23 protein-coding genes are annotated in these 19928 nt (G+C 73.2%); 11 read left to right on the forward strand and 12 right to left on the reverse strand.

Annotation, left to right across the window (positions count from 1 at the left end; all coding sequences use genetic code 11):
- The first annotated feature begins 97 nt into the window (after positions 1-97).
- The 4 genes from ACYVJ3_RS09005 to ACYVJ3_RS09020 all read left to right on the forward strand — a co-directional run bounded on the left by ACYVJ3_RS09005 (position 98) and on the right by ACYVJ3_RS09020 (position 5290).
- Positions 98-1465 (forward strand): cation:dicarboxylate symporter family transporter, encoded by a 1368-nt coding sequence (locus ACYVJ3_RS09005; protein WP_460852560.1) that lies wholly within the window; start codon positions 98-100, stop codon positions 1463-1465.
- A gap of 65 nt (positions 1466-1530) precedes the next feature.
- Entirely contained in the window at positions 1531-2916 is a 1386-nt protein-coding gene (locus ACYVJ3_RS09010; RefSeq protein ID WP_460852561.1) for a malic enzyme-like NAD(P)-binding protein, read from the forward strand.
- A 20-nt stretch (positions 2917-2936) separates the two neighbouring features.
- The gene (locus tag ACYVJ3_RS09015; protein WP_460852562.1) at positions 2937-3890 is read left to right on the forward strand and encodes a DUF2505 domain-containing protein; all 954 of its coding nucleotides are present in this window, start codon (positions 2937-2939) and stop codon (positions 3888-3890) included.
- A 35-nt stretch (positions 3891-3925) separates the two neighbouring features.
- Positions 3926-5290 carry a cryptochrome/photolyase family protein gene (locus ACYVJ3_RS09020; protein WP_460852563.1) on the forward strand — a complete coding sequence of 455 codons (1365 nt, stop codon included), beginning with the start codon at positions 3926-3928 and terminating at the stop codon, positions 5288-5290.
- Between the two features lie 21 nt (positions 5291-5311).
- On the opposite strand, the gene ACYVJ3_RS09025 is transcribed toward ACYVJ3_RS09020, so the two are convergent.
- From ACYVJ3_RS09025 to ACYVJ3_RS09040, 4 genes are read right to left on the reverse strand one after another with little or no spacing between them, the layout of a single operon-like run.
- Entirely contained in the window at positions 5312-6124 is an 813-nt protein-coding gene (locus ACYVJ3_RS09025) for a DUF1295 domain-containing protein (protein ID WP_460852565.1), read from the reverse strand.
- Positions 6125-6135: 11 nt separating this feature from the next.
- Entirely contained in the window at positions 6136-7404 is a 1269-nt protein-coding gene (locus ACYVJ3_RS09030; RefSeq protein WP_460852566.1) for a class I SAM-dependent methyltransferase, read from the reverse strand.
- On the reverse strand, positions 7401-8141 hold the full coding sequence (locus ACYVJ3_RS09035; RefSeq protein WP_460852567.1) for a DUF1365 domain-containing protein: 741 nt from the start codon (positions 8139-8141) through the stop codon (positions 7401-7403). Before ACYVJ3_RS09035 ends, ACYVJ3_RS09030 begins: the two co-directional genes overlap by 4 nt.
- Positions 8138-9451 (reverse strand): NAD(P)/FAD-dependent oxidoreductase, encoded by a 1314-nt coding sequence (locus ACYVJ3_RS09040; RefSeq protein WP_460852569.1) that lies wholly within the window; start codon positions 9449-9451, stop codon positions 8138-8140. The genes ACYVJ3_RS09035 and ACYVJ3_RS09040 overlap by 4 nt, the downstream gene beginning before the upstream one ends.
- 91 nt (positions 9452-9542) lie before the next feature.
- Here ACYVJ3_RS09040 and ACYVJ3_RS09045 point away from each other — a divergent pair, with 91 nt between their 5' ends.
- The 4 genes from ACYVJ3_RS09045 to ACYVJ3_RS09060 all read left to right on the forward strand — a co-directional run bounded on the left by ACYVJ3_RS09045 (position 9543) and on the right by ACYVJ3_RS09060 (position 13128).
- Complete coding sequence (locus ACYVJ3_RS09045) at positions 9543-11060, forward strand: molybdopterin-dependent oxidoreductase (RefSeq protein ID WP_460852570.1); 1518 nt, start codon at positions 9543-9545, stop codon at positions 11058-11060.
- An 81-nt stretch (positions 11061-11141) separates the two neighbouring features.
- Positions 11142-11747, forward strand: a complete 606-nt coding sequence (locus ACYVJ3_RS09050) for a fasciclin domain-containing protein (protein WP_460852571.1) — start codon at positions 11142-11144, stop codon at positions 11745-11747.
- A gap of 35 nt (positions 11748-11782) precedes the next feature.
- Positions 11783-12391: an ECF RNA polymerase sigma factor SigK gene (gene sigK, locus ACYVJ3_RS09055; RefSeq protein WP_460852573.1), complete on the forward strand. Its 609-nt coding sequence runs from the start codon at positions 11783-11785 to the stop codon at positions 12389-12391.
- Complete coding sequence (locus ACYVJ3_RS09060; RefSeq protein ID WP_460852575.1) at positions 12388-13128, forward strand: anti-sigma factor; 741 nt, start codon at positions 12388-12390, stop codon at positions 13126-13128. Before sigK ends, ACYVJ3_RS09060 begins: the two co-directional genes overlap by 4 nt.
- A 33-nt stretch (positions 13129-13161) precedes the next feature.
- Here the strand turns inward: ACYVJ3_RS09060 and ACYVJ3_RS09065 are convergent, their stop codons facing one another.
- From ACYVJ3_RS09065 to ACYVJ3_RS09090, 6 genes are read right to left on the reverse strand one after another with little or no spacing between them, the layout of a single operon-like run.
- Complete coding sequence (locus ACYVJ3_RS09065; protein WP_460852578.1) at positions 13162-13536, reverse strand: hypothetical protein; 375 nt, start codon at positions 13534-13536, stop codon at positions 13162-13164.
- Positions 13533-13877 (reverse strand): hypothetical protein, encoded by a 345-nt coding sequence (locus ACYVJ3_RS09070; RefSeq protein ID WP_460852579.1) that lies wholly within the window; start codon positions 13875-13877, stop codon positions 13533-13535. Before ACYVJ3_RS09070 ends, ACYVJ3_RS09065 begins: the two co-directional genes overlap by 4 nt.
- Positions 13874-15118 carry a hypothetical protein gene (locus tag ACYVJ3_RS09075; RefSeq protein WP_460852581.1) on the reverse strand — a complete coding sequence of 415 codons (1245 nt, stop codon included), beginning with the start codon at positions 15116-15118 and terminating at the stop codon, positions 13874-13876. Before ACYVJ3_RS09075 ends, ACYVJ3_RS09070 begins: the two co-directional genes overlap by 4 nt.
- On the reverse strand, positions 15115-15405 hold the full coding sequence (locus ACYVJ3_RS09080) for a hypothetical protein (RefSeq protein WP_460852582.1): 291 nt from the start codon (positions 15403-15405) through the stop codon (positions 15115-15117). The genes ACYVJ3_RS09075 and ACYVJ3_RS09080 overlap by 4 nt, the downstream gene beginning before the upstream one ends.
- Positions 15402-15707, reverse strand: a complete 306-nt coding sequence (locus tag ACYVJ3_RS09085; RefSeq protein WP_460852584.1) for an SAV_915 family protein — start codon at positions 15705-15707, stop codon at positions 15402-15404. The genes ACYVJ3_RS09080 and ACYVJ3_RS09085 overlap by 4 nt, the downstream gene beginning before the upstream one ends.
- Positions 15708-15759: 52 nt before the next feature.
- Positions 15760-16158, reverse strand: a complete 399-nt coding sequence (locus ACYVJ3_RS09090; RefSeq protein WP_460852586.1) for a VOC family protein — start codon at positions 16156-16158, stop codon at positions 15760-15762.
- On the opposite strand from ACYVJ3_RS09090, the gene ACYVJ3_RS09095 reads away from it, so the two are divergent.
- Positions 16157-16657, forward strand: coding sequence for a GNAT family N-acetyltransferase (locus ACYVJ3_RS09095; protein WP_460852587.1), 501 nt, complete (start codon positions 16157-16159; stop codon positions 16655-16657). The genes ACYVJ3_RS09090 and ACYVJ3_RS09095 overlap by 2 nt on opposite strands.
- Before the next feature lie 10 nt (positions 16658-16667).
- Here the strand turns inward: ACYVJ3_RS09095 and ACYVJ3_RS09100 are convergent, their stop codons facing one another.
- Positions 16668-17456 carry an alpha/beta fold hydrolase gene (locus tag ACYVJ3_RS09100; RefSeq protein ID WP_460852589.1) on the reverse strand — a complete coding sequence of 263 codons (789 nt, stop codon included), beginning with the start codon at positions 17454-17456 and terminating at the stop codon, positions 16668-16670.
- Positions 17457-17597: 141 nt separating this feature from the next.
- On the opposite strand from ACYVJ3_RS09100, the gene ACYVJ3_RS09105 reads away from it, so the two are divergent.
- Both ACYVJ3_RS09105 and ACYVJ3_RS09110 read left to right on the forward strand, forming a co-directional pair.
- Positions 17598-17966 carry a YciI family protein gene (locus tag ACYVJ3_RS09105; RefSeq protein WP_460852590.1) on the forward strand — a complete coding sequence of 123 codons (369 nt, stop codon included), beginning with the start codon at positions 17598-17600 and terminating at the stop codon, positions 17964-17966.
- Between the two features lie 40 nt (positions 17967-18006).
- A complete protein-coding gene (locus ACYVJ3_RS09110; protein ID WP_460852592.1) occupies positions 18007-19278 on the forward strand; it encodes an RNA polymerase sigma factor in 1272 nt (423 codons plus the stop codon).
- On the opposite strand, the gene leuE is transcribed toward ACYVJ3_RS09110, so the two are convergent.
- Positions 19261-19914, reverse strand: a complete 654-nt coding sequence (leuE, locus tag ACYVJ3_RS09115; RefSeq protein ID WP_460852594.1) for a leucine efflux protein LeuE — start codon at positions 19912-19914, stop codon at positions 19261-19263. The two genes, ACYVJ3_RS09110 and leuE, sit on opposite strands and share 18 nt — an antisense overlap.
- Positions 19915-19928 lie beyond the last annotated feature (14 nt).

Below are 19928 nucleotides of genomic sequence, written 5' to 3' on the forward strand. Positions count from 1 at the left end.
GCGAACACAACGAACACAAGGGTGACTGCGGTCACATGCCGTCCGAAGGTGATCCGCAGAGCCGGCACCGGGCCGGCCCCAGAACAAGGAGGACGCCGTGAGCACCAGTGCTCCCCGGAACCGGACCAGCTATCTCTACCTCGCCGTGCTGGCGGCCGTCGCGTTGGGCGTCGTGGTCGGCCTGGTCGCACCGGACACCGGCGTACAGCTGGCGCCGCTCGGCAAGGGCTTCGTGGCCCTGATCAAGATGATGATCCAGCCGGTCATCTTCTGCACGATCGTGCTCGGCGTCGGGTCGGTGTCGTCCGCTGCCAAGGTCGGCAAGGTCGGCGGCCTCGCGCTCCTCTACTTCACCGCGATGTCGACGGTGGCGCTCGGGATCGGCCTGGTGGTCGGCAACGTGCTGCACCCGGGCAGCGGGCTGCACATGTCGGACGCCGTCGCGACCGCGGGCCAGGCCCAGGTCACCCCCGGCGAGGGCGGTACGACGGACTTCCTGCTCGGCATCATCCCCACCTCGCTGGGCTCCGCGCTGACGTCCGGTGAGGTCCTCCAGACCCTGCTGATCGCCCTGCTGGTGGGCTTCGCGCTGCAGGGCATGGGCTCCGCCGGGCAGCCGATCCTGACCGGGGTCGCGCACCTGCAGCGCCTGGTCTTCCGGGTGCTGACCATGATCATGTGGGCCGCCCCGATCGGTGCCTTCGGCGCCATGGCCGGCGTCGTCGGCGCCACCGGCGCGGACGCGCTGAAGAGCCTCGCGCTGCTGATGGTCGGCTTCTACCTGACCTGCGCGGTCTTCGTCTTCGGCGTGCTCGGCACCGTGCTGTGGCTGACCACCCGGATCAACGTGCTGCGCCTGCTCGGCTACCTCGGTCGTGAGTTCCTGCTGATCCTGTCGACCTCCTCCTCGGAGTCGGCGCTGCCGCGGCTGATCGCGAAGATGGAGCACGCGGGCGTCGACGCCGCCACCGCGGGCGTGGTCGTGCCGACGGGCTACTCCTTCAACCTCGACGGCACCGCGATCTACCTGACCATGGCCTCGCTCTTCATCGCCGAGGCGATGGGCCAGCCGCTCTCGATCGGCGCCCAGCTCTCCCTGCTGGTCTTCATGATGATCGCCTCCAAGGGCGCGGCCGGCGTGACCGGCGCCGGCATGGCCACCCTCGCCGGCGGCCTGAGCTCGCACCGACCCGAGCTGGTCGACGGCGTCGGCCTCATCGTCGGCATCGACCGCTTCATGTCCGAGGCCCGCGCCCTCACCAACTTCGCGGGCAACGCGATCGCCACCGTGCTGGTCGGCCACTGGACCGGCACCCTGGACCGCGGCCGCCTCGACCGGGTGCTCTCCGGGGCCGAGCCGTACGACGAGACCGCGGTCCCCGAGCACGTCACCACGAGCGGCCAGCCCGACGGCAAGCCCGACGCCGTCCCGGCCGCTCCGCAGCCGGCGCTGGTGACCGCGTGAGCACGCTCGTCGAGCCGGACTCGGCGTACTTCCAAGTAACCCCGCGCAGGCCTGATGATCGCACCATGTCCCGCACCGTCACCGCGTCGTCCAACTCCGTCACCCTGCGCCTGTACGCCGACCCCGACCACCGGGTCGTCGGGTCGGTGGCCACGGCGATCGGCGACGCCGGTGGTGTGGTGACCGCGATCGACGTGGCCGACTCCAGCCACGACCGGCTCGTCGTCGACGTGACCTGCTCGTCGGCCGACGCCGACCACGCGGCGGAGATCCAGGCCGCGGTCGAGGCCGTGCCCGGCGTACGGGTGCACAAGGTGTCGGACCGGACCTTCCTCACCCACCTCGGCGGGATCATCGAGGTCGCCTCCAAGGTGCCGCTGAAGACGCGCGACGACCTGTCGCTGGCCTACACGCCCGGTGTCGGCCGCATCGCGCAGGCGCTGGCGGACCGGCCCGAAGACGTCTCCCGGCTCACCATCAAGGGCAACTCCGTCGCCGTGGTGACCGACGGCTCCGCCGTCCTCGGGCTGGGCAACCTCGGCCCCGGCGCGGCGCTGCCGGTGATGGAGGGCAAGGCGGCGCTCTTCAAGAAGTTCGGCGGCATCAACGCCTGGCCGATCTGCCTGGACACCCAGGACACCGACGAGATCGTGCGCGCGGTCGAGCTGATCGCGCCCGGCTTCGGCGGGATCAACCTCGAGGACATCGCCGCGCCGCGCTGCTTCGAGATCGAGGCGCGGCTGCGCGAGCGGCTCGACATCCCGGTCTTCCACGACGACCAGCACGGCACCGCGATCGTCGCGCTGGCCGGCCTCACCAACGCCCTGCGGGTCGTCGGCAAGGCGCTGCCCGACGCGCGGGTGGTGGTCTCCGGCGCAGGCGCGGCCGGTACGGCGATCGTGGGGCTGCTCCTCGCCGCGGGCACCACCGACATCGTGGTCTACGACCGGGCGGGGTGCCTGGTCGACGGGGCGTCGGGGCTCTCGGAGGCACACGCCGCACTCGCGGTCCGGACCAACCCGCGCAAGGTCACCGGCACCCTGCGTGCCGCGCTCCAGGGCGCCGACGCGTTCATCGGCGTCTCCGCGCCGGGCATCCTCGAGCCGGCGTGGATCGCGGAGATGGCGCCCGACCCGATCGTCTTCGCGATGGCCAACCCCGACCCGGAGGTCGACCCGGTCCAGGCCTCCCGCTACGCCGCGGTCGTCGCCTCCGGCCGCTCGGACTTCCCGAACCAGATCAACAACGTGCTGGCGTTCCCGGGTGTCTTCCGCGGCCTGCTCGACGCGCGCGCCTCGCAGGTGACCACGACGATGATGCTGCGCGCCGCCGCGGCGATCGCCGGCGTCGTCAGCGACGCCGAGCTCAACCCGTCGTACATCATCCCGACGGTGTTCAACGCCGACGTGCACACCGCGGTGGCAGCGGCGATCGCTCACGCCGAGGACTGATCTCGGGCAGACTTGCGGGCATGCAGCTCACGCGTTCGCTCGCCTACGACGCCCCCGTCACCACCGTCCTCGCGATGCTCCACGAGCCGGAGTTCTGGGACCGCGTGGCGGTGGCGACGCGGGCGCTGTCCAGTGCGACCACGGTCGTGGCGGGCGAGGGCGGTGCGGTCGAGGTGGTCACCGACCAGCAGCAGGCGGTCGCCGGCGTGCCGGCCTTCGCCAAGCGGATCGTCGGCGACAGCACCCGCGCGATCATCACCGCGGCGTGGGACGGCCCGCAGGCGACGTACGTCGTCGACACCCCCGGCAAGCCGACCTCGATCAAGGGCACGGTCACGGTCGTGCCCGAGGGGGAGGGATCCGTCGTGCGCTACGAGCTCGACGTGTCCGCGAGCGTGCCGGTCGTCTCCGGCAAGCTCGAGCGGCTGATCAGCGACCTCACCAGCGCGGGGATCGACCAGGAGCACGAGGTCGGGCGGGCCTGGCTGGCCGAGGCCCGGTCGGCCGAGACCGAGCCTGCCGAGTCGGTGGCGACCGAGGCCGCGACGCCGGCCGTCGCCCCTGCTCCTCCCGCTTCGATGGCGGCACCCGCCAAGCCCGCCAAGCCCGCCAAGCGCGGGCGGGTGCGGACCGTGCTGGACGTCGACCAGACGATCGCCAAGCTGGACGCGACGACCGACCGGCTCAACGACACCCTGGACACGTTCGGCGCGCTGCTCGTCGACTTCACCGCGGCGCTGACCGAGTTCAACACCTCGGTGCGCGGCTTCAACGGCACCGTCGGCGAGTTCGACGGCGTGGTCGACAAGGCCGACGGGCTGCTCGCCCGCGCCGACCTGCTGCTCGGCCCGCTCGGCAGCGCCCAGCTGCTCGGCGACCAGCTCAAGGCGGCCGGCGCCGCCGCCGGCTCGGTGGCGGCGAACGCCGTGCGCAAGGGCGTCGCGGTCGGCAAGGGCCTGACCCCGGGCAGCTGACCCATCCGTCCTCGGCGCGCCTCCGAAGCACCTCCGTGACCGCTCGGCTGCTGTGGTTCCGCCGCGACCTGCGGCTGCTCGACCACCCCGCGTTGATGGCGGCAGCCGATGCCGCCGGGGCCTCGGGCGTCGTGCCGCTGTTCGTGCTCGACCCGGCGCTGCTGGAGCCCTCAGGAGCGCCGCGGGTCGCCTTCCTGCTGCGCTCGCTGCGTGCGCTGGACGCCGACCTGCGCCGGCACGGCGCCGCGGGTCTGGTCGTGCGCTCCGGACGGCCCGAGGACGTCGTGCCGGCCGTCGCGGCCGAGGCCGCGGCGAGTGGGGTGCACGTGTCGGCCGACCTCGGTCCGTACGGCGCCGCCCGGGACGTCCGGGTCGAGGCCGCGCTCGGCAGCGTGCCGCTGGTGCGCACCGGGTCGCCGTACGCCGTGGCGCCGGGCCGGCTGCTGACCGGCGCGGGGACGCCGTACCAGGTCTTCACGCCGTACTTCCGCGCCTGGCTGCGCCACGGCTGGCGTGCGCCCGCCGCCTCGGACCCGGCCGCGGTGACCTGGCGCGGGCTGCCGTCGGACTCGTTGCCGGCGGAGCCGCCGCTCGGCGACGTCGCCCTGCCGGAAGCCGGGGAGGAGGCGGCGCACCGGGCCTGGGCCGTGGCGCTCGACCGGCTGCCGGCGTACGCCGAGGAGCGCGACCGCCCCGACCTCGACGCGACATCCCGACTCTCGGCGTACCTCAAGGTCGGCGCGATCCACCCGCGCACCCTGCTCGCCGACCTGGCCCCGGAGGACACCACCTTCCGCAGCGAGCTCGCCTGGCGCGACTTCTACGCCGACGCGCTCCACCACCACCCGGCCTCCGCGCGCGACTACCTCCGCCCGCAGCTCGCCGGGCTGCCGTACGCCGAGGGCGACGTGCTCGCCGAGCGCCTCGACGCCTGGGCGGCCGGCCGCACCGGCTACCCCCTGGTCGACGCCGGGATGCGGCAGCTGGCGGGTGAGGCGTGGATGCACAACCGGGTGCGGATGGTGGTCGCTTCGTTCCTGGTCAAGGACCTCAAGGTCGAGTGGCAGCAGGGCGCGCGGCACTTCCTGCGTCACCTCGTCGACGGCGACCTGGCCAGCAACCAGCACGGCTGGCAGTGGGTCGCGGGCTGCGGCACCGACGCGGCGCCGTACTTCCGGATCTTCAACCCGGTCGCGCAGTCGCGGCGCTTCGACCCGGCCGGCGACTACATCCGGCGCTGGGTGCCCGAGCTGCGCGAGCTCGGGCCGTGCGAGATCCACGAGCCGTGGCGGCGCAGCGACGGGCCGCCGAACGGGTACCCGCTGCCGATCGTCGACCACGCCGAGGAGCGCGTGGCCGCGTTGGCGGCGTACGACGCCCTCCGCCGGTCGACGCCCTGACGGCGCCCGGACCGACGGCCGTCAGTCCGATGCCCGGCCGTGCCGCGGCGGGCGGGGGACGAACATCGGGGTGCGGTCGGCGTACGCCTCCCAGCCGGGGCGGCCCGCCATCCGGCGGTCGGCCAGCCGAGCGCCCGAGACGAGGGTGAGGAACCAGGTGACCAGGATCGGGCCGGGCAGGGTGGCGAGGGCGGCCCAGCCACCGCTCGCGACGCCGCCGACCAGCCAGAGGCCCCACCAGACGCAGGCATCGCCGAAGTAGTTCGGGTGCCGGGTCCAGGCCCAGAGGCCGGTGGTCAGCAGCGGCGGGCGGTCGGGATCGGAGCGGTACGCCGCGAGCTGGGCGTCACCGACCGCCTCGAAGGTCAGCCCGAGCGCCCACAGCGCGACGCCCGGCACGAATGCCCACGCCCATCCGGCGGCCGGCGCGAGTGCCTGGCCGGCGACGACCGGCGCAGCGATGACCGCGACGGCGGCGCCTTGCAGGACGAACACCTTGACGACGATCCGGCGGAACGGCACGGCCGCGAACGGCCCGCCCATCAGGTCCTCGTAGCGCGGGTCGTCGTGCTGCGAGCCGAGCACCCGCGTGCCGAGGTGCCAGGTGAGCCGCAGCCCCCACACCACGAGAAGCAGCGTCAGGACCCCGCGGCGGATGGAGCTGTCGGCGCCGCTGATCTCGGCGGCGACCTCGCCCGCGACGGCCGCCGCCACGAAGGCCGCTCCCCAGGCGGCGTCGACGACGGCGTACCTCCTCAGGCGCCGCGACCAGAGCGCGGCGGTGGTCATCACGACGGCCACCGCGAGCACCGCGGAGAGGGCGACGGTCAGCACCGGGCCCACGCTCAGGCCTCGCGGGTGAACAGGAGCTGGTGGACGTCGATGTAGCCGGCGGCGAAGCCGGCGCGGCAGTACTCCAGGTAGTAGTGCCACATCCGGCGGAAGTCCGCGTCGAAGCCGAGGGCCTCGACCTCGTCGGCCCGCGCCGTGAAGGCGGCGTCCCACTGCCGCAGCGTCTCGGCGTAGTGCGCGCCGAAGCCCGTCGCGTCCCGCAGCCGCAGCGTGGACGCCGCGCGCGCAGCGCGGGCCAGCGCCTCGACCGAGGGCAGGAAGCCGCCGGGGAAGATGTACTTCGTCATCCAGGTCTCGTTGTCGCGGGTGGCGAGCATCCGGTGGTCGGGCATGGTGATCGCCTGGATCGCGACCCGGCCACGCGGCGCGAGGACGCGGTCGATGGTGGCGAGGTACGTCGGCCAGTAGCGCCAGCCGACCGCCTCGATCATCTCGACCGAGACGACGGCGTCGTACTCGCCCTCGACGGCGCGGTAGTCGCACAGGTCGATCGCCACGCGGTCGGCGTGACCGGCTGCCGCGACCCGCGCGCGGGCGAGGTCGGCCTGCTCCTCGGACAGCGTCACGCTGCGCACCGTCGCGCCGCGCTCGGCGGCGCGGATCGCCAGCGCACCCCAGCCGGTGCCGATCTCGAGGACGCGGGTGCCCGCGCTCACGCCGGCCAGGTCGAGCAGCGCGTCGATCTTGCGCAGCTGGGCGGTGGGCAGGTCATCGCCGGGGATCGGTGCCCCCGAGGCGTCGGTGCGGAACCACGCGCTGGAGTAGGTCATCGACGGGTCCAGGAAGGTCGCGAAGAGCTCGTTGGACAGGTCGTAGTGCCGCGCGATGTTGCGTCGGGTGTCCTCCTTGCGGCCCCGGTCGTGCTGGGCGATCCGCGGCATCACGAAGGCACGGGCCGCGTGCAGCGGCCGCGGGACCAGGTCCTCGAGCCGGGCAGCCAGCACCGTGAGGAAGCCGGCCAGGTCCGGCGCGTCCCACGCGCCGGTCAGGTGGGCCTCGCCGAAGCCGACGTTGGCGTCGCGGCCGAGGCGGGCGAAGAGCTCGTCGGGTCGACGTACGTCCATCTCCGGACCGCCCAGGCCGAGCACGCGTACGCCGCCGTGCTCGTGCAGGCGGACTGTCACGGGCAACCGGTCGACGGCCGCCGTGAACAGCCGGCGGGCGACCGCCGCACCCACGCTCGTGCGCAGGCCGGGAGCGGGAGCGGGCAGGTCGCGCCAGGTGGAGGTGGTGGTCTGGGGCAGCAGCTCGGTGGTGGTCATCGGACACCTTCCTGGTGGTGGATCGGGCGGGAGTGGATCGGGAGGCCGCGGAGCACGAGGGCGATGCCGTGCAGGCGGATCAGGCCGCTGTCGCGCAGGCCGACGAGGGCGGCGGCCAGACGCGTGCGCAGGTCGACGGGTCCGTCGGTCCGCTCGCCGTGCAGCCAGGCGCGGAACGTCGCGCCGTCCGCGGTCCGCAGGACGACGGCGAGCTCGAGGTGGTCGGCGGGCTCGGGTGCGGAGACGCGGTAGGTGCCGTCCTGGCCGTGGAACGGCGAGACGTGCATGAGCTTCGGCGTCGCCGCGACGCCGTGGTCGTCGGTGCGCAGCAGGTAGGCGTGCCGGTCGCCGTAGGTGTTGTGCACCTCGACCACGGTCGCCAGCGGCGTCCCGTCGCGACGCGTGCACCAGAAGACGCTGATCGGGTTGAAGCAGTGCCCGAACGCCCGCGGGTGCGCGGCCAGCCGCACGCGCGCGTCGCCCAGCTCGACCCCGTTGAGGGCGAGGAAGTGGGCCACGTTCTCCCGCACCGTGCGATCGGGGTCGCCGAGGTGGTCGCGCGCCTCGATCCGGCCCAGGGTGTGGCGGCACAGCCACGCCAGCGGACCGGCGTACGTCGGCAGCGCGTCGAGGTCGGCGACCCACAGCCACGAGCGAACCCGGAAGGTACGCCGCAGCGGGCGGCGTCGCACGTGCTCGATCGTGGTCCGGTAGATCTCGGGTGGGGTCGCGGTCATGCGCCGGACCCTGTGCCTGGCCCGGTGTCGGCCCAGTGGTGGCCGAGCCGCTCGGCGGCCGCGAGGCCGGAGCGCGCGCCGTCCTCGTGGAAGCCCCAGCCGTGGTAGGCGCCCGCGAAGGCCACCCGGTCGGTGTCGAGCTCGGGCAGCCGGCGCTGCGCGGCGACGCTCTCGGGCGTGTAGAGCGGGTGCTCGTAGGCCATCGTGTCGATCACGTGCGCGGCGTCGACGAGCCCGTCGCCGCCGAGCGTGACGAGGTAGCGCTGCTCGGTGGGCAGGCGCTGCAGCCGGGTCAGGTCGTAGGTGATGGTCACCGAACCGGCACCCTCGTGGCGGCGGCGGAAGTTCCACGACGCCTGCAGGCGTGACGCGCGGGGGAGCAGCGTGGTGTCGGTGTGCAGCACCGCGGTGTTCGGCGAGTAGGTGATCGCGCCCAGCACCTCCTTGTGCGCCGGCGTCGCGTCCGCGAGCAGGGCCAGGGCCTGGTGCGGGTGGACCGCGATGACGACCTGGTCGTAGCTCTCCCGCGTGCCGTCGGGGACGGTGACCTCGACCCGGTCGCCGGTCTCGGCGACGGCCGTCACCGGCGTACCGAGCAGGATCCGGCCGCCTCGCGCGGTGAGCGTGGCGGCCACCCGGTCGACGTACGCGTGCGAGCCGCCGGTCACCGTGCGCCAGGTCGGGCTGCCGGTGACCGCGAGCATCCCGTGGTGCTCGAGGAACGCGAACAGGTAGCGCGCCGGGTAGTCGCCCGCGACATCCGGGTCGCACGACCACACCGCCGCGACGAGCGGCTCGAGGAAGTGCCGGACGAGGTACGCCGAGAAGCCCTCCCGCGCCACGAAGTCGGTGAGCGTGGTCAGGTCCTCGGACCCGCCCGAGACGAGGAGCGCCCGCGCGGCACGGTGGAAGCGCGGGACCTCGGCGAGCATCCGGGCGTGCCGGATGAGGCGGCGGCCACCGGAGGGCACCAGCCCACCGGGCCCACGCGCCCCGGCCCAGGTGACGCCGGTGACGTCGTCGGCCATCGACATCGACATCTCCGACTCCTGGGTCGGCACGCCGAGCTCGGCGAAGAGGCGGAGCAGCACGGGGTAGGTGCGCGCGTTGTGCACGATGAAGCCGGTGTCGATGCCGAGCTCGCGGCCGGACGGGTCGAGCACGCTGTGGGTGTCGGCGTGCCCACCGAGCCGGTCATCGGCCTCGTAGAGGGTCACCTCGGCGGCGCTCGAGCAGAGGTACGCCGCGGTCAACCCCGCGACACCTGCTCCGATCACGGCGACCCGGCGAGGGGTGGTCGGGTTCGTCATGCCCGGGGTTCGGAGCACTGGTCCGTGCCGGATTGGTCGGCCCGGTCACACCGTCACCCATCCGATCGCGGGCCGGCTCCGAACCCCCTCCATGAACCGTCCGACCACCGCCCTGCTCGGCCCGGTCGCCGGAGGCCTCGGCCTCGCGGCCGGCCACCTGTACGCCGCCCTGACCACGCCGGCCGCATCGCCGGTGCTGGCGGTCGGCTCGGTGGTCATCGACCACACACCGACACCGGTCAAGGAGTGGGCGATCGTCCACTTCGGCACGCACGACAAGCAGATCCTCACCGGATCGGTGCTCGTGGTGGTGCTGTTGGTGGCCGGCGTCGTCGGGCCGCTGGCGCGCCGGCGTACGGCGTACGGGGTCGGTGCCTTCGTCGCGCTCGCGACCGTCGCGGGGATCTGTGCGCTGAGCCGGCCGCTGGCCGGCCCGACCCAGGTGCTGCCCAGCGTGCTCACCGCCGTCGTGGCGTCGGGCGCCCTGCTCCTGCTGCTGCACCTCGGACGCGACCGGGCCACGACCGACCCGCTCGATGGTGGTGCGCGCGGCTCGCGCCGGGCCGTCCTCGTCGGCCTGGCCGCGCTCGGTGCCGGCGCGGCGGGCCTGGGCGGGCTGGGCCGTCGCGTGATCAGCGTGCGCGCCCGTCCCGAGAACATCACCCTGCCGGCGGCGACCGACGCGGCGGTCCCGCTGCCGGCCGGCCTCGACCGCACGGTCCCCGGGATCACGCCCTTCGTCACCCCGAACGCGCACTTCTACCGGGTCGACACCCGCCTCGACGTACCCGTCGTCGACAGCTCGTCGTGGAGCCTGGAGATCGACGGGATGGTCGACCACCCGTTCACGATCAGCTTCGACGAGGTCCTCGCGATGCCACTGATCGAGCGCGACGTCACCGTCACGTGCGTCAGCAACAGCGTCGGCGGTCCCTACGTCGGCAGCGCCCGCTGGCTCGGCGTACGCCTGCAGGACCTGCTGGACCGCGCCGGCGTGCAGGCCGGTGCCGACCAGGTGCTCAGCACCGATGTCGGCGGGATGACCATCAGCACCCCGCTCGACCTGCTGACCGATGGGCGCGACGCGATGCTCGCGGTCGGCATGAACGGCGTACCGCTGCCGCGCGAGCACGGCTTCCCGGCCCGGCTGGTCGTGCCCGGTCTCTACGGCTTCATCAGCGCGACCAAGTGGGTCACCCGGCTGACGGTGACGACGTACGCCGAGAGGCAGGCGTACTGGACCAAGCGCGACTGGGCGACACGTGCGCCGATCAAGATCTCCAGCCGCATCGACACCCCTCGTCCGCTGCAGTCGCTCGAGGCCGGTGACGTCGTCATCGGCGGAGTCGCCTGGGCGCAGGAGGCCGGTGGTGTGGCCAAGGTCGAGGTCAGCGTCGACGGTGGCCCGTGGCTGCCGGCCACGCTCGGCCCGACCGGCGGCAACGACTACTGGCGCCAGTGGTTCCACCGCTGGCCGGCGACCCCGGGTGACCACCAGCTCAGCTGCCGCGTCACCGACGGTGCGGGCACGGTCCAGACGCCGGTGCGCACGCTGCCGTTCCCGGCCGGGTCCAGCGGCCTGCAGTCGATCTCCGTGACTGTGTCCTGAGTCACCCATCCGATCTGCTCCCCGCTCCGAACCACTCATCACCAGGACCCACCGCGGGTCCTCGATCGGAAGGTAGAACCCATGAACAGGAACCTGCGCCGCACCGGCCTCGCCGCCCTCGCCCTCGCCCTCACCGGCGGTCTGGCCGCCTGTGGCAGCGACAGCGACAGCTCCGCGACGCCCGGCCCGTCCACCGCGATGGGCGCGAGCGCCGCCGACCAGACCTTCGGTCCCGCCTGCTCGGCGATCCCGAAGTCCGGTGCCGGCTCCTTCGACGGCATGGTCAACGACCCGGTCGCGACCGCCGCGAGCAACAACCCGCTGCTCAGCACGCTGGTCACCGCGGTGACCAAGGCCGGCCTGGTCGACACCCTCAACGGCGCCGACGGTCTCACCGTCTTCGCACCCACGAACGACGCGTTCGGCAAGATCCCGAAGAAGCAGCTGGCCGCCGTGCTGGCGAACAAGACGCTGCTCACCGAGATCCTGACGCACCACGTCGTGGGCGGTCAGCTCGACCCGAAGCAGGTCGTCGGCACCCAGACGACCCTCAACAAGGACCAGGTCACCGTCAAGGGCGACACCAACGGCATGACGGTCGACGGCGCGCACGTGCTCTGCGGCAACATCCCGACCTCGAACGCCACGGTCTACGTCATCGACCAGGTCCTGCTTCCCAAGAAGTGACCCCACCACCCCGCCGTTGACGAAAGAATCACGCCATGGACCAGCCTCTGCCGGAACCGGACGGCGCCCCCGCCACGGGGCAGCCGACCGGCCTCCCGGACCTCCCCGCGCTGCTGCATCGCTCGGCGCGGGGGGACGAGGCGGCGTTCGCCGAGCTGTACGACGCCACGGCCCCGCGGGTCTACGGCCTCGTCCGCCGGGTCCTCCGCGACCCGCACCAGGCCGAGGAGGTGGCCCAGGAGGTCTACCTCGAGGTGTGGCGGAACGCGTCCCGGTTCGACCCCGCTCGGGGCAGCGCGCTGGCGTGGATCCTCACGATCGCGCACGGCCGGGCCGTCGACCGGGTCCGCTCGGCCGAGGCGGCCGGCCGTCGCGACGAGGCCTATGAGCGCCGCAACCGGGAGGTCGAGCACGACTCGACCGCCGAGGCGGCCCATGCCTCGTTCGAGGCGCGGCGGGTCCGCTCCGCGCTGGACCAGCTCACGCCGGTCCAGCGCGAGGCGGTCTCGCTCGCCTACCTGGGTGGCTACACCCACACCGAGGTGGCTGGTCTGCTCGACCTGCCGCTCGGCACCGCGAAGACCCGGATCAGGGACGGCCTGATCCGGTTGAGAGACACTTGGGGAGTGGGGGTGAACCGATGAGCAGCGACATCCACGCACTGTCCGGTGCGTACGCCGTCGACGCCCTCGACGACGCCGAGCGCGTCGACTTCGAGCGCCACCTGGCCGACTGCGCGTCCTGCCGCGACGAGGTCGCCGGTCTGCGCGCCGCGGCGGTCGAGCTGGCCGCCATCACCGAGATGCCCCCGCCGCCGAGCCTGCGTGCCTCGGTGCTGGCCGGCATCTCCGACGTACGACCGCTTCCTCCGCTCGAGAACGCCGAGCCGGCCGCGGCTCCCGACAACGTCCGCCCGCTCGTGCGGCGGCAGCGCTGGACCCGCATCGGCCTGGCCGCCGCGGCAGCCGCGGTCGTCGCGGGCGGGACCACCGCCGTCGTGCACCCGTGGACCGACGCGGCGCCGCCGGCGGCCCTGCCGTCCCTGGCGACGCAGGTCATGCACGCCGACGACGTCCAGCGGGTCAGCAGCTCCGTCCGGGGCGGTGGCAAGGTCACCGTCTACCGCTCGGTCTCGCTCGACCGGGCCGTGGTCGTGGCGAGCGGGATGGGCTCGGCGCCGTCGGGCAAGGTCTACGAGCTGTGGCTGCAGCGTCCCTCGGGGCACCTGGCCCCGGCCGGGCTGTTCTCCGACGGCACCGACCTCCGCGTCGTGGTGCGCGGCAACGCCGGCAACGCGCGGGCGCTGGGCATCACCATCGAGCCGGCGGGCGGGTCCCAGGTACCGACCAGGAACCCTATCGCCATGGTCGCCCTGGCCTGATCGCGCCGCGGCCGTCCGTGACGCCGCGCCGGATCAGGCCCTGGCGCGGCGTACGCCGACGACGGCCGCGCCCCACAGGAAGGCCGTCAGCGCCAGCGCGAGCAGGACCCACGCGGGAGGGGCGTGCTCGCCCAGCGCGATGACCGCCATCGCCAGCGACCAGGCCCCGAGCAGCGCGAGGTCGAGCAGCCCGGCCACGAGGCGCAGGTCGACGCGGCGGGCCGCCCGATCGGGAGCGAGCAGGGCCGCGTCGGAGAGCAGCAGCACCACGCCGAGCACGACGAACAGCGACGCCCACCCCGTCCCGACGGCCGTGGTGGACCGGCCGATGAGAGCGATGCCGATCGCGATCACGCCGGCGCCGACAGGGAGGCCGAGCAGGATCGTCCAGAGCGGAGGCCGGTTCATCGGCGCAGCCTCAGGGCGGTGCGGGCGAGGAGCGCGAGACCCACCACCGCCAGCGGCACGGCGGCCAGCGCCGCCGACCCGTCCCAGGAGAGGGCCACGACGGCGAGGACGAGGGCGAGGGCCGCGAGGCCGAGGTTGACGCCCTCGTCGTACCAGCGGTCGATCCGTTCGCCGGCGACCGCGCGCACGACCGAGATCGCCGCGCACCACAGGGCGTAGCCGGCCAGCACCCGCATCGCGACGTACGCCGAGGTGCCGGGGTCGATCAGCAGGCCCCAGCCGATGACAGCGGCCAGCGCGCCCAGGAACAGATGGATCCCGGCGTCGGCGTACCTGCTCAATCGAACAGCCCGCCGATCGCGCCGCCGAGCTTGCCGACGCCGTCGGCGATCGCGCCGCCGGTGTCCTCGAGGGCGCCGACGCCCTCGTCGAGGGCGGCGCCGACGTCCGGGCCGTTCTCGAACATCGAGTCGATGACGCCGTCGGAGAAGATGCTGACGCCGGCCCCGACGATGGCGCCCGCGACGGCTCCGACGGCGGTGCCGGCGACGGGTACGACGGAGCCGACCCCGGCACCGACCGCGGCGCCGGCGCCCATGCCGGCGAGGAACGAGACGCCCTGCGAGGTGGCGATCTGGGCGGGGCTCTCGCCGTCCTCGTAGTCGTTGTAGATGCCGATCCCGAGGCCCAGCGGGCCGAGGACCTTGCCGAACTTGCCGACGATCTTGGGGATCTTCGGGCCGTGCAGCTCGCCGGCCTCGTCGAGCAGCTGCGAGGCCTTGTTGAGCTTGCCCTCGAGCGCGAGCCGGTCGGCGTTGAGCTTGTCCTCGTCGAGCGTCTTGAGGAACCCCCACTTGCGCTTGACGTAGCGCTCGGGGTGGGCGTTGAGGTCGTCGATCGCGCTCTTCACCTCGCCGAGGAGCCCCTGCGCGGTCTTGTGCAGCGCCGACTGCTTCAGCCCGATGTTGACGCCGATCGCGGCCTCACCCGCCTTGCCGAGGATGTCGCCCAGCGTGACGATCCACGACGCGTGCGCGCCGAGGGTGTACTGGTCCTGCAGCGCGCGGCAGGCGGCGGCGTACTCGTGGTCGATCCTCGAGGCCTCGACGCTCGCGTGGACGTAGGCGTTCACCAGCTTCTGCTGGGCGTTGTACGCCGTGACGTCGGCGTTGTACTGGTCGACCTGGTCCGCGGTGCCGGTGAAGCGCTGCGCCGGGCGGGGCAGCGAGGGCCCCGGGTCCTGGACCAGGAAACCGCTCACCGTGAGACCGGCCTTGGTCGCCGTGGTGCGGACGTTCGCCATCTCGTGCTGGCAGCGGCGCAGGGCCGCGGCGAACGTGTCGAGGTCGCCGGCCATCGACGTCGTCGCCGAGTGGAGGTCGGAGGCCTTGCCACGGGCGCGCTTCATCAGGCCGCTGAACTCGCGACCCGCGGCGGAGTCCCAGGACGCGTCGGCGTCCTGGCGGGCGTTGTTGAAGTCGTCGACGGACTGGTCGAGCTTGGGGGCCAGGTGGTGGCGCAGGAAGTCGGAGGCGCCCTCGATGTCCGCGGGGGAGCCCTGGATCTCGGTGTCGACGCTCATGGCGTCATCGCCTTGTGGATCGCCTCCAGATCGGCGGCGGCCGAGGCGTCGGCCCGCTGGTAGTAGGTCCGGCACTCGCGGACCCGGCCCGCCGTCGCGGTGAGGACGTCGGAGATGTTGCCGGCGCTGTCGAGCACCTGGCTCAGCATGCCGGCGATCACCGCGGTCATCGGACCGGCGTCGACACCGGTCGCGGCCGTCGCGTCCAGCCCGTCCAGGCCGCTCGCCCCCTTGTCCAGGGAGGTCGCGATCGTCGCGAGGACGCCCAGGTCGACGTCGATGCTCATGCCTCGCCCTCCCGCAGCCCGGGCGAGACGTCGAGGAAGAGCAGGTCGTACGGCGACTGCTCGTGCAGGCGCTGGAGGGCCGGGACGTCACACAGGATCCAGGACTGGCCGGGCAGGTAGAAGTCGTGCAGCCGGTCGATCGCGGAGTAGACGAAGAGCGCCGTACGCCCGTCGGCGACCTTGTGCAGGATCACGCGGCGTACGGCGGGATCGGGCTCATCGGTCGTCGGGACGTAGACGACGGGCGGGAACTGGCTCCGCGCGCTGGCCCGCGACGCACTGGTCGTGGTCGCACTGGTCATGGTCGAACCTCCCGAGTCGGCGCCATGTCGACCCATTATCGCCGCGGCGCCCTCAGATGTCGGTGCCGGCCTCGGCGGCCGACCGTAGGACGCAGAACTCGTTGCCCTCAGGATCGGCGAGCACGGCCCAGCCCGTGCCGGGACCGTCCTTGCCGCGCAGGTCGTCGACCAGCGTGGCGCCGTACGTCAGCAGTCGGTCGATCTCCTCGTCGCGGGTGCCGGAGCGCGGGCGCAGGTCGAGGTGGAGGCGGTTCTTGACGGCCTTGGCCTCGGGGACCTCGAGGAACAGGATCCGGTGGCCCGAGCCGGGGTCGCGGATCATGCACTCCTCGTGGCCGGGGAGGTTCGGGTCGCCGTCGAGGTCGACGTACTCCAGGACCGGCTTCCACCACTGCGAGAGGTCGTAGGCGTTGCGGCAGTCGACGGTCAGGTGCGCGACGAAGGAGGCCATGGCGACCACCCTGCCGCTGGTCGTGGACGGGCACAATCGGGTTGTGGCGACGACATCGGTGGAGCAGGTCGATCCGCGGGCGACCGTGTGGCTGCGGCGCAAGGTGCTCCGCCCGAACCAGCAGCCGGCCGAGATCGCGGCCGAGACCGACGTGCCCGGGATGTTCGCGATCGGTGCCTTCGTCGAGCGGGCACTGGTCTGCTGCGTCGTCGCGCACCCCGATGCCTTCCCGGCCGAGCCGGAGACCGAGCCGGAGACCGACCCGGCGTGGCGGCTCCGTGGCATGGCGACGGACCCGCAGCACCGCGGCCAGGGTCACGGCGCTGCCGTCCTGGAGCGGATGCTCGAGGAGCTCAGGCTGCGCGACGCCGCGATCGTCTGGTGCAACGCGCGTACGCCGGCCCGCACCCTCTACGCCCGCGCCGGCTTCGAGGTCGTCGGCGCGGAGTGGGTCGACCCCGAGATCGGCCCGCACGTGCGGATGTGGCGCCGGCTCTGAGGAGCCGGGATCACTCCAGGCCGGACAGGAACCGCTCGATCGCGGCGGTGGCCTCGTCGGGATGGGTCAGGTTGGAGGCGTGCCCGGCCCCGGGGACGAGCACCAGCTCGGCGCCGGTCCCGGTCGCGAGCGCCCGGGCGTGGTCGACGGAGATCGCTGCGTCCTGGTCGCCGTGGATCACGATCGTCGGCATCGTCAGCTCGCCGAGCCGACCGGTGACGTCGTCCTCGCGGCTGACCAGGGTCGTGTAGGCCTGGCGCACCCGGTCGGCCGGGAGGTCCCTCCACTTCGCCTTCCACGCCGCGGCGCCGGACCACTCGCCGCCGAGGATGATCGCCGCGACGATGTCGAGCACCTCGTCCGGCGGACCCGCGGGCGAGGTCCAGATCTCCAGGAGCTGGTCGTACGACGCCAGGTTGGCCGGGTCCTCGACGCCGGACTGGGTGTCGATCAGCACCAGGCCGCGGACCCGCTCGGGGGCGGTGAGTGCGGCCCGGAGCGAGAGGTAGCCGCCCTGGGACATGCCCGCGAGCACCGCCCGGTCGATGCCGAGGTGGTCGAGCAGCCCGAGCAGGTCGGCCGCGGAGTCCCAGTAGGAGAACGGCTCGGCCGTGCTCTGGGTCGCGCCGTGTGCGCGCTCGTCCCAGGTGATGACGCGGTAGCGGTCGCGGAGCGCGGCGACCTGCGGCGCGAACATCTCGTGGTCCATGTAGAGGCCGTGCGAGAACACGATCGGCGGACCGTCGCCGCCCGTGTCCTCGAAGTGGAGCCGCTGACCGTTGACCTCTGCGAACGCCATGCGCCCGACCCTAGAACGATGTCGGCGTCAGTGGGCAGAATCTTTTTCGCAGGTCATGTCGAAGACCGGGTCCGGCGTTCGACGTACTGATGACAGGGCCACCGACCGACGGTGACCCGCACCCGAGCAAGGAGTGGGCAGATGCCTCGTTTCATGGGATTCGTGCGGATGGAAGAGGGCCAGGGGATGCCCCCGCAGTCGATGTTCGACGCGATGGACGTCTACGTCGGCGAGCAGGCCGCCAAGGGTGTCTTCCTCGACGGCGGCGGTCTGTTCGGCACCGAGGACGCCGTGAACTTCGTCGTGCGTGACGGCCAGACCACCCGCGTCGACGGCCCGTACGCCGAGGCCAAGGAGGTCGTCGGTGGCTGGGCGCTGCTGCAGTACGACACCGTCGAGGAGGCGATCGCGGGCAGCCAGGAGTTCGCCGAGCTGCACGCCAAGCACTGGCCCGGCTGCAAGATGGTCTCCACCCTGCGCCAGGTCTCCGAGGGTCCGGCCGAGGACTGATCCGGATCCCGACGTCGGCACCCGGCCCTAGGCTGGCCGGGTGCCCGTCGAGCCCACCACGTCTGCGGCCATCACGACCGCGTGGCGCCAGGAGTGGCCACGGCTGGTGGCCGCGCTGACGCGCATGACGTACGACGTCGCCCTGGCCGAGGACATCGCCCAGGACGCCCTCGTCGCGGCCCTGGAGCAGTGGCCGTCCGGCGTACCGGACAACCCGGGGGCGTGGCTGATGACCACCGCCAAGCGTCGCGCGATCGACCACTTCCGGCGCGCCGAGGTCCTGCGCCGCAGGACGGCCGAGATCGGGCACGACCTGCAGCTCCGGGAGGGGGAGGACATGCCCGACCTCGACGCCCAGGTCGATCACATCGAGGACGACGTCCTCCGGCTGGTGTTCCTCACCTGCCACCCGGCCCTCACGCCGGAGTCGCGTGCCGCGCTGACGCTGCGGCTGGTCGGCGGCCTCACCACCACCGAGATCGCGCGCGGCTTCCTGGCCGCCGAGTCGACGATGGGCCAGCGGATCTCGCGGGCCAAGAAGACGCTGCAGCAGGCCCGCGCGACCTTCGCCCTGCCCACGGGCAGGGACCGTGAGGCACGGCTGGACGACGTGATGGCCGTGATCTACCTGATCTTCAACGAGGGCTACACCGCGACCGCCGGCGAGGACTGGTCGCGGCCCGACCTCACCACGGAGGCGATCCGTCTCGCCCGATTGCTCGCGACCCTGATGCCCGACGAGGTCGAGGTGCTGGGCCTCCAGGCGCTGCTGGAGCTGCAGGCCTCACGGCTGCCGGCCCGGGTGTCGGCCGGTGGCGAGCCGGTCCTGCTCGAGGACCAGGACCGCGGCCTCTGGGACGAGCTGCTGATCCGCCGCGGCCTCGCGGCCCTCGCCCGCGCCGAGGCCCTGGCGGCCGAGGGCACGCCGGTCGGCCGCTACTTCCTCCAGGCCGCGATCGCCTCGCGCCACGCGCGCGCCCGCACCGCCGCGGAGACCGACTGGCGCACCATCGCGCGGCTGTACGACGTGCTCGCGACCGCGGCGCCCGGCCCGGTCGTCGAGGTGAACCGGGCAGTGGCGCACGGCCGGGCGTTCGGCCCGGACGCGGGCCTCGCGGTGCTGGACACGATCGCCCCCGACGCGCTGGCCGGCTCGCACCTGCTGCCGAGCGTGCGCGGCGACCTGCTCGCGCGGTCCGGTCGCGGCGACGAGGCGGCGTACGCCTTTCGCGAGGCCGCCGAGCTCACCCAGAACGAGAGCGAGCGGGTCCTGCTGCTGCGCCGGGCCGAGGCGTCAGGCGTGGGCGAGTGACAGCTTGACCGCGAACGTGACGAAGACGGCGGCGATCGCGGAGGTGCCGGCGGCGGCGAGGCCGCGGCGGCGGCGGAACATCGTCGCCAGCCGGATCCCGCCGAAGATGATGCCGGACAGGTAGATCGCGCTCGAGAGCGTGACCAGGCTGCCGAGGAACAGGAACGACAGCCACGGCCGGTCGTACGCCGGGTCGACGAACTGCACGAAGAACGCGACGAAGAACAGGATCGCCTTCGGGTTGAGCAGGCTGATCACCAGCGCCCGGCGGTAGGGCCGCTCCAGCTCCTCGACGCTGACGCCGGCGGTGGCCGCGGCGACCGCGTCCCGGCGGGTGCGCCAGGTCCGGACCGCGCTGCGGACCAGGGTGAACGCCAGCCAGCCGAGGTAGCCCGCGCCGACGAACTTCACGATGTCGAACGCCGTCGGGCTGGCCTCGAGGGCGGAGGCCGCGCCCGCCGCGGACAGCACCATCAAGATCGCGTCGCCGGTCCAGACACCGGCCGCGGCGCGGTACGCCGTCCGGTGCCCGCGTCGGGCCGCGACCGAGAGGACGTAGAGCGTGTTCGGGCCGGGCAGCAGGATGATCAGCACGAGACCGACGAGGTACGTCGACAGGTCCGTGATGCCCAACATGCCTAGATGGTCGC

It is taken from the genome of Nocardioides montaniterrae, assembly GCF_054782655.1.

Excerpts from the sequence above, each read along its gene's own strand:
- ACYVJ3_RS09010 (WP_460852561.1), top strand. The coding sequence starts at position 1,531 with ATGTCCCGCACCGTCACCGCGTCGTCCAACTCCGTCACCCTGCGCCTG.
- ACYVJ3_RS09015 (WP_460852562.1), top strand. The coding sequence starts at position 2,937 with ATGCAGCTCACGCGTTCGCTCGCCTACGACGCCCCCGTCACCACCGTC.
- ACYVJ3_RS09030 (WP_460852566.1), bottom strand. The coding sequence starts at position 7,404 with ATGACCACCACCGAGCTGCTGCCCCAGACCACCACCTCCACCTGGCGC.
- ACYVJ3_RS09035 (WP_460852567.1), bottom strand. The coding sequence starts at position 8,141 with ATGACCGCGACCCCACCCGAGATCTACCGGACCACGATCGAGCACGTG.
- ACYVJ3_RS09040 (WP_460852569.1), bottom strand. The coding sequence starts at position 9,451 with ATGACGAACCCGACCACCCCTCGCCGGGTCGCCGTGATCGGAGCAGGT.
- ACYVJ3_RS09045 (WP_460852570.1), top strand. The coding sequence starts at position 9,543 with ATGAACCGTCCGACCACCGCCCTGCTCGGCCCGGTCGCCGGAGGCCTC.
- ACYVJ3_RS09050 (WP_460852571.1), top strand. The coding sequence starts at position 11,142 with ATGAACAGGAACCTGCGCCGCACCGGCCTCGCCGCCCTCGCCCTCGCC.
- sigK (WP_460852573.1), top strand. The coding sequence starts at position 11,783 with ATGGACCAGCCTCTGCCGGAACCGGACGGCGCCCCCGCCACGGGGCAG.
- ACYVJ3_RS09060 (WP_460852575.1), top strand. The coding sequence starts at position 12,388 with ATGAGCAGCGACATCCACGCACTGTCCGGTGCGTACGCCGTCGACGCC.
- ACYVJ3_RS09065 (WP_460852578.1), bottom strand. The coding sequence starts at position 13,536 with ATGAACCGGCCTCCGCTCTGGACGATCCTGCTCGGCCTCCCTGTCGGC.
- ACYVJ3_RS09075 (WP_460852581.1), bottom strand. The coding sequence starts at position 15,118 with ATGAGCGTCGACACCGAGATCCAGGGCTCCCCCGCGGACATCGAGGGC.
- ACYVJ3_RS09080 (WP_460852582.1), bottom strand. The coding sequence starts at position 15,405 with ATGAGCATCGACGTCGACCTGGGCGTCCTCGCGACGATCGCGACCTCC.
- ACYVJ3_RS09085 (WP_460852584.1), bottom strand. The coding sequence starts at position 15,707 with ATGACCAGTGCGACCACGACCAGTGCGTCGCGGGCCAGCGCGCGGAGC.
- ACYVJ3_RS09095 (WP_460852587.1), top strand. The coding sequence starts at position 16,157 with ATGGCGACCACCCTGCCGCTGGTCGTGGACGGGCACAATCGGGTTGTG.
- ACYVJ3_RS09090 (WP_460852586.1), bottom strand. The coding sequence starts at position 16,158 with ATGGCCTCCTTCGTCGCGCACCTGACCGTCGACTGCCGCAACGCCTAC.
- ACYVJ3_RS09100 (WP_460852589.1), bottom strand. The coding sequence starts at position 17,456 with ATGGCGTTCGCAGAGGTCAACGGTCAGCGGCTCCACTTCGAGGACACG.
- ACYVJ3_RS09105 (WP_460852590.1), top strand. The coding sequence starts at position 17,598 with ATGCCTCGTTTCATGGGATTCGTGCGGATGGAAGAGGGCCAGGGGATG.
- leuE (WP_460852594.1), bottom strand. The coding sequence starts at position 19,914 with ATGTTGGGCATCACGGACCTGTCGACGTACCTCGTCGGTCTCGTGCTG.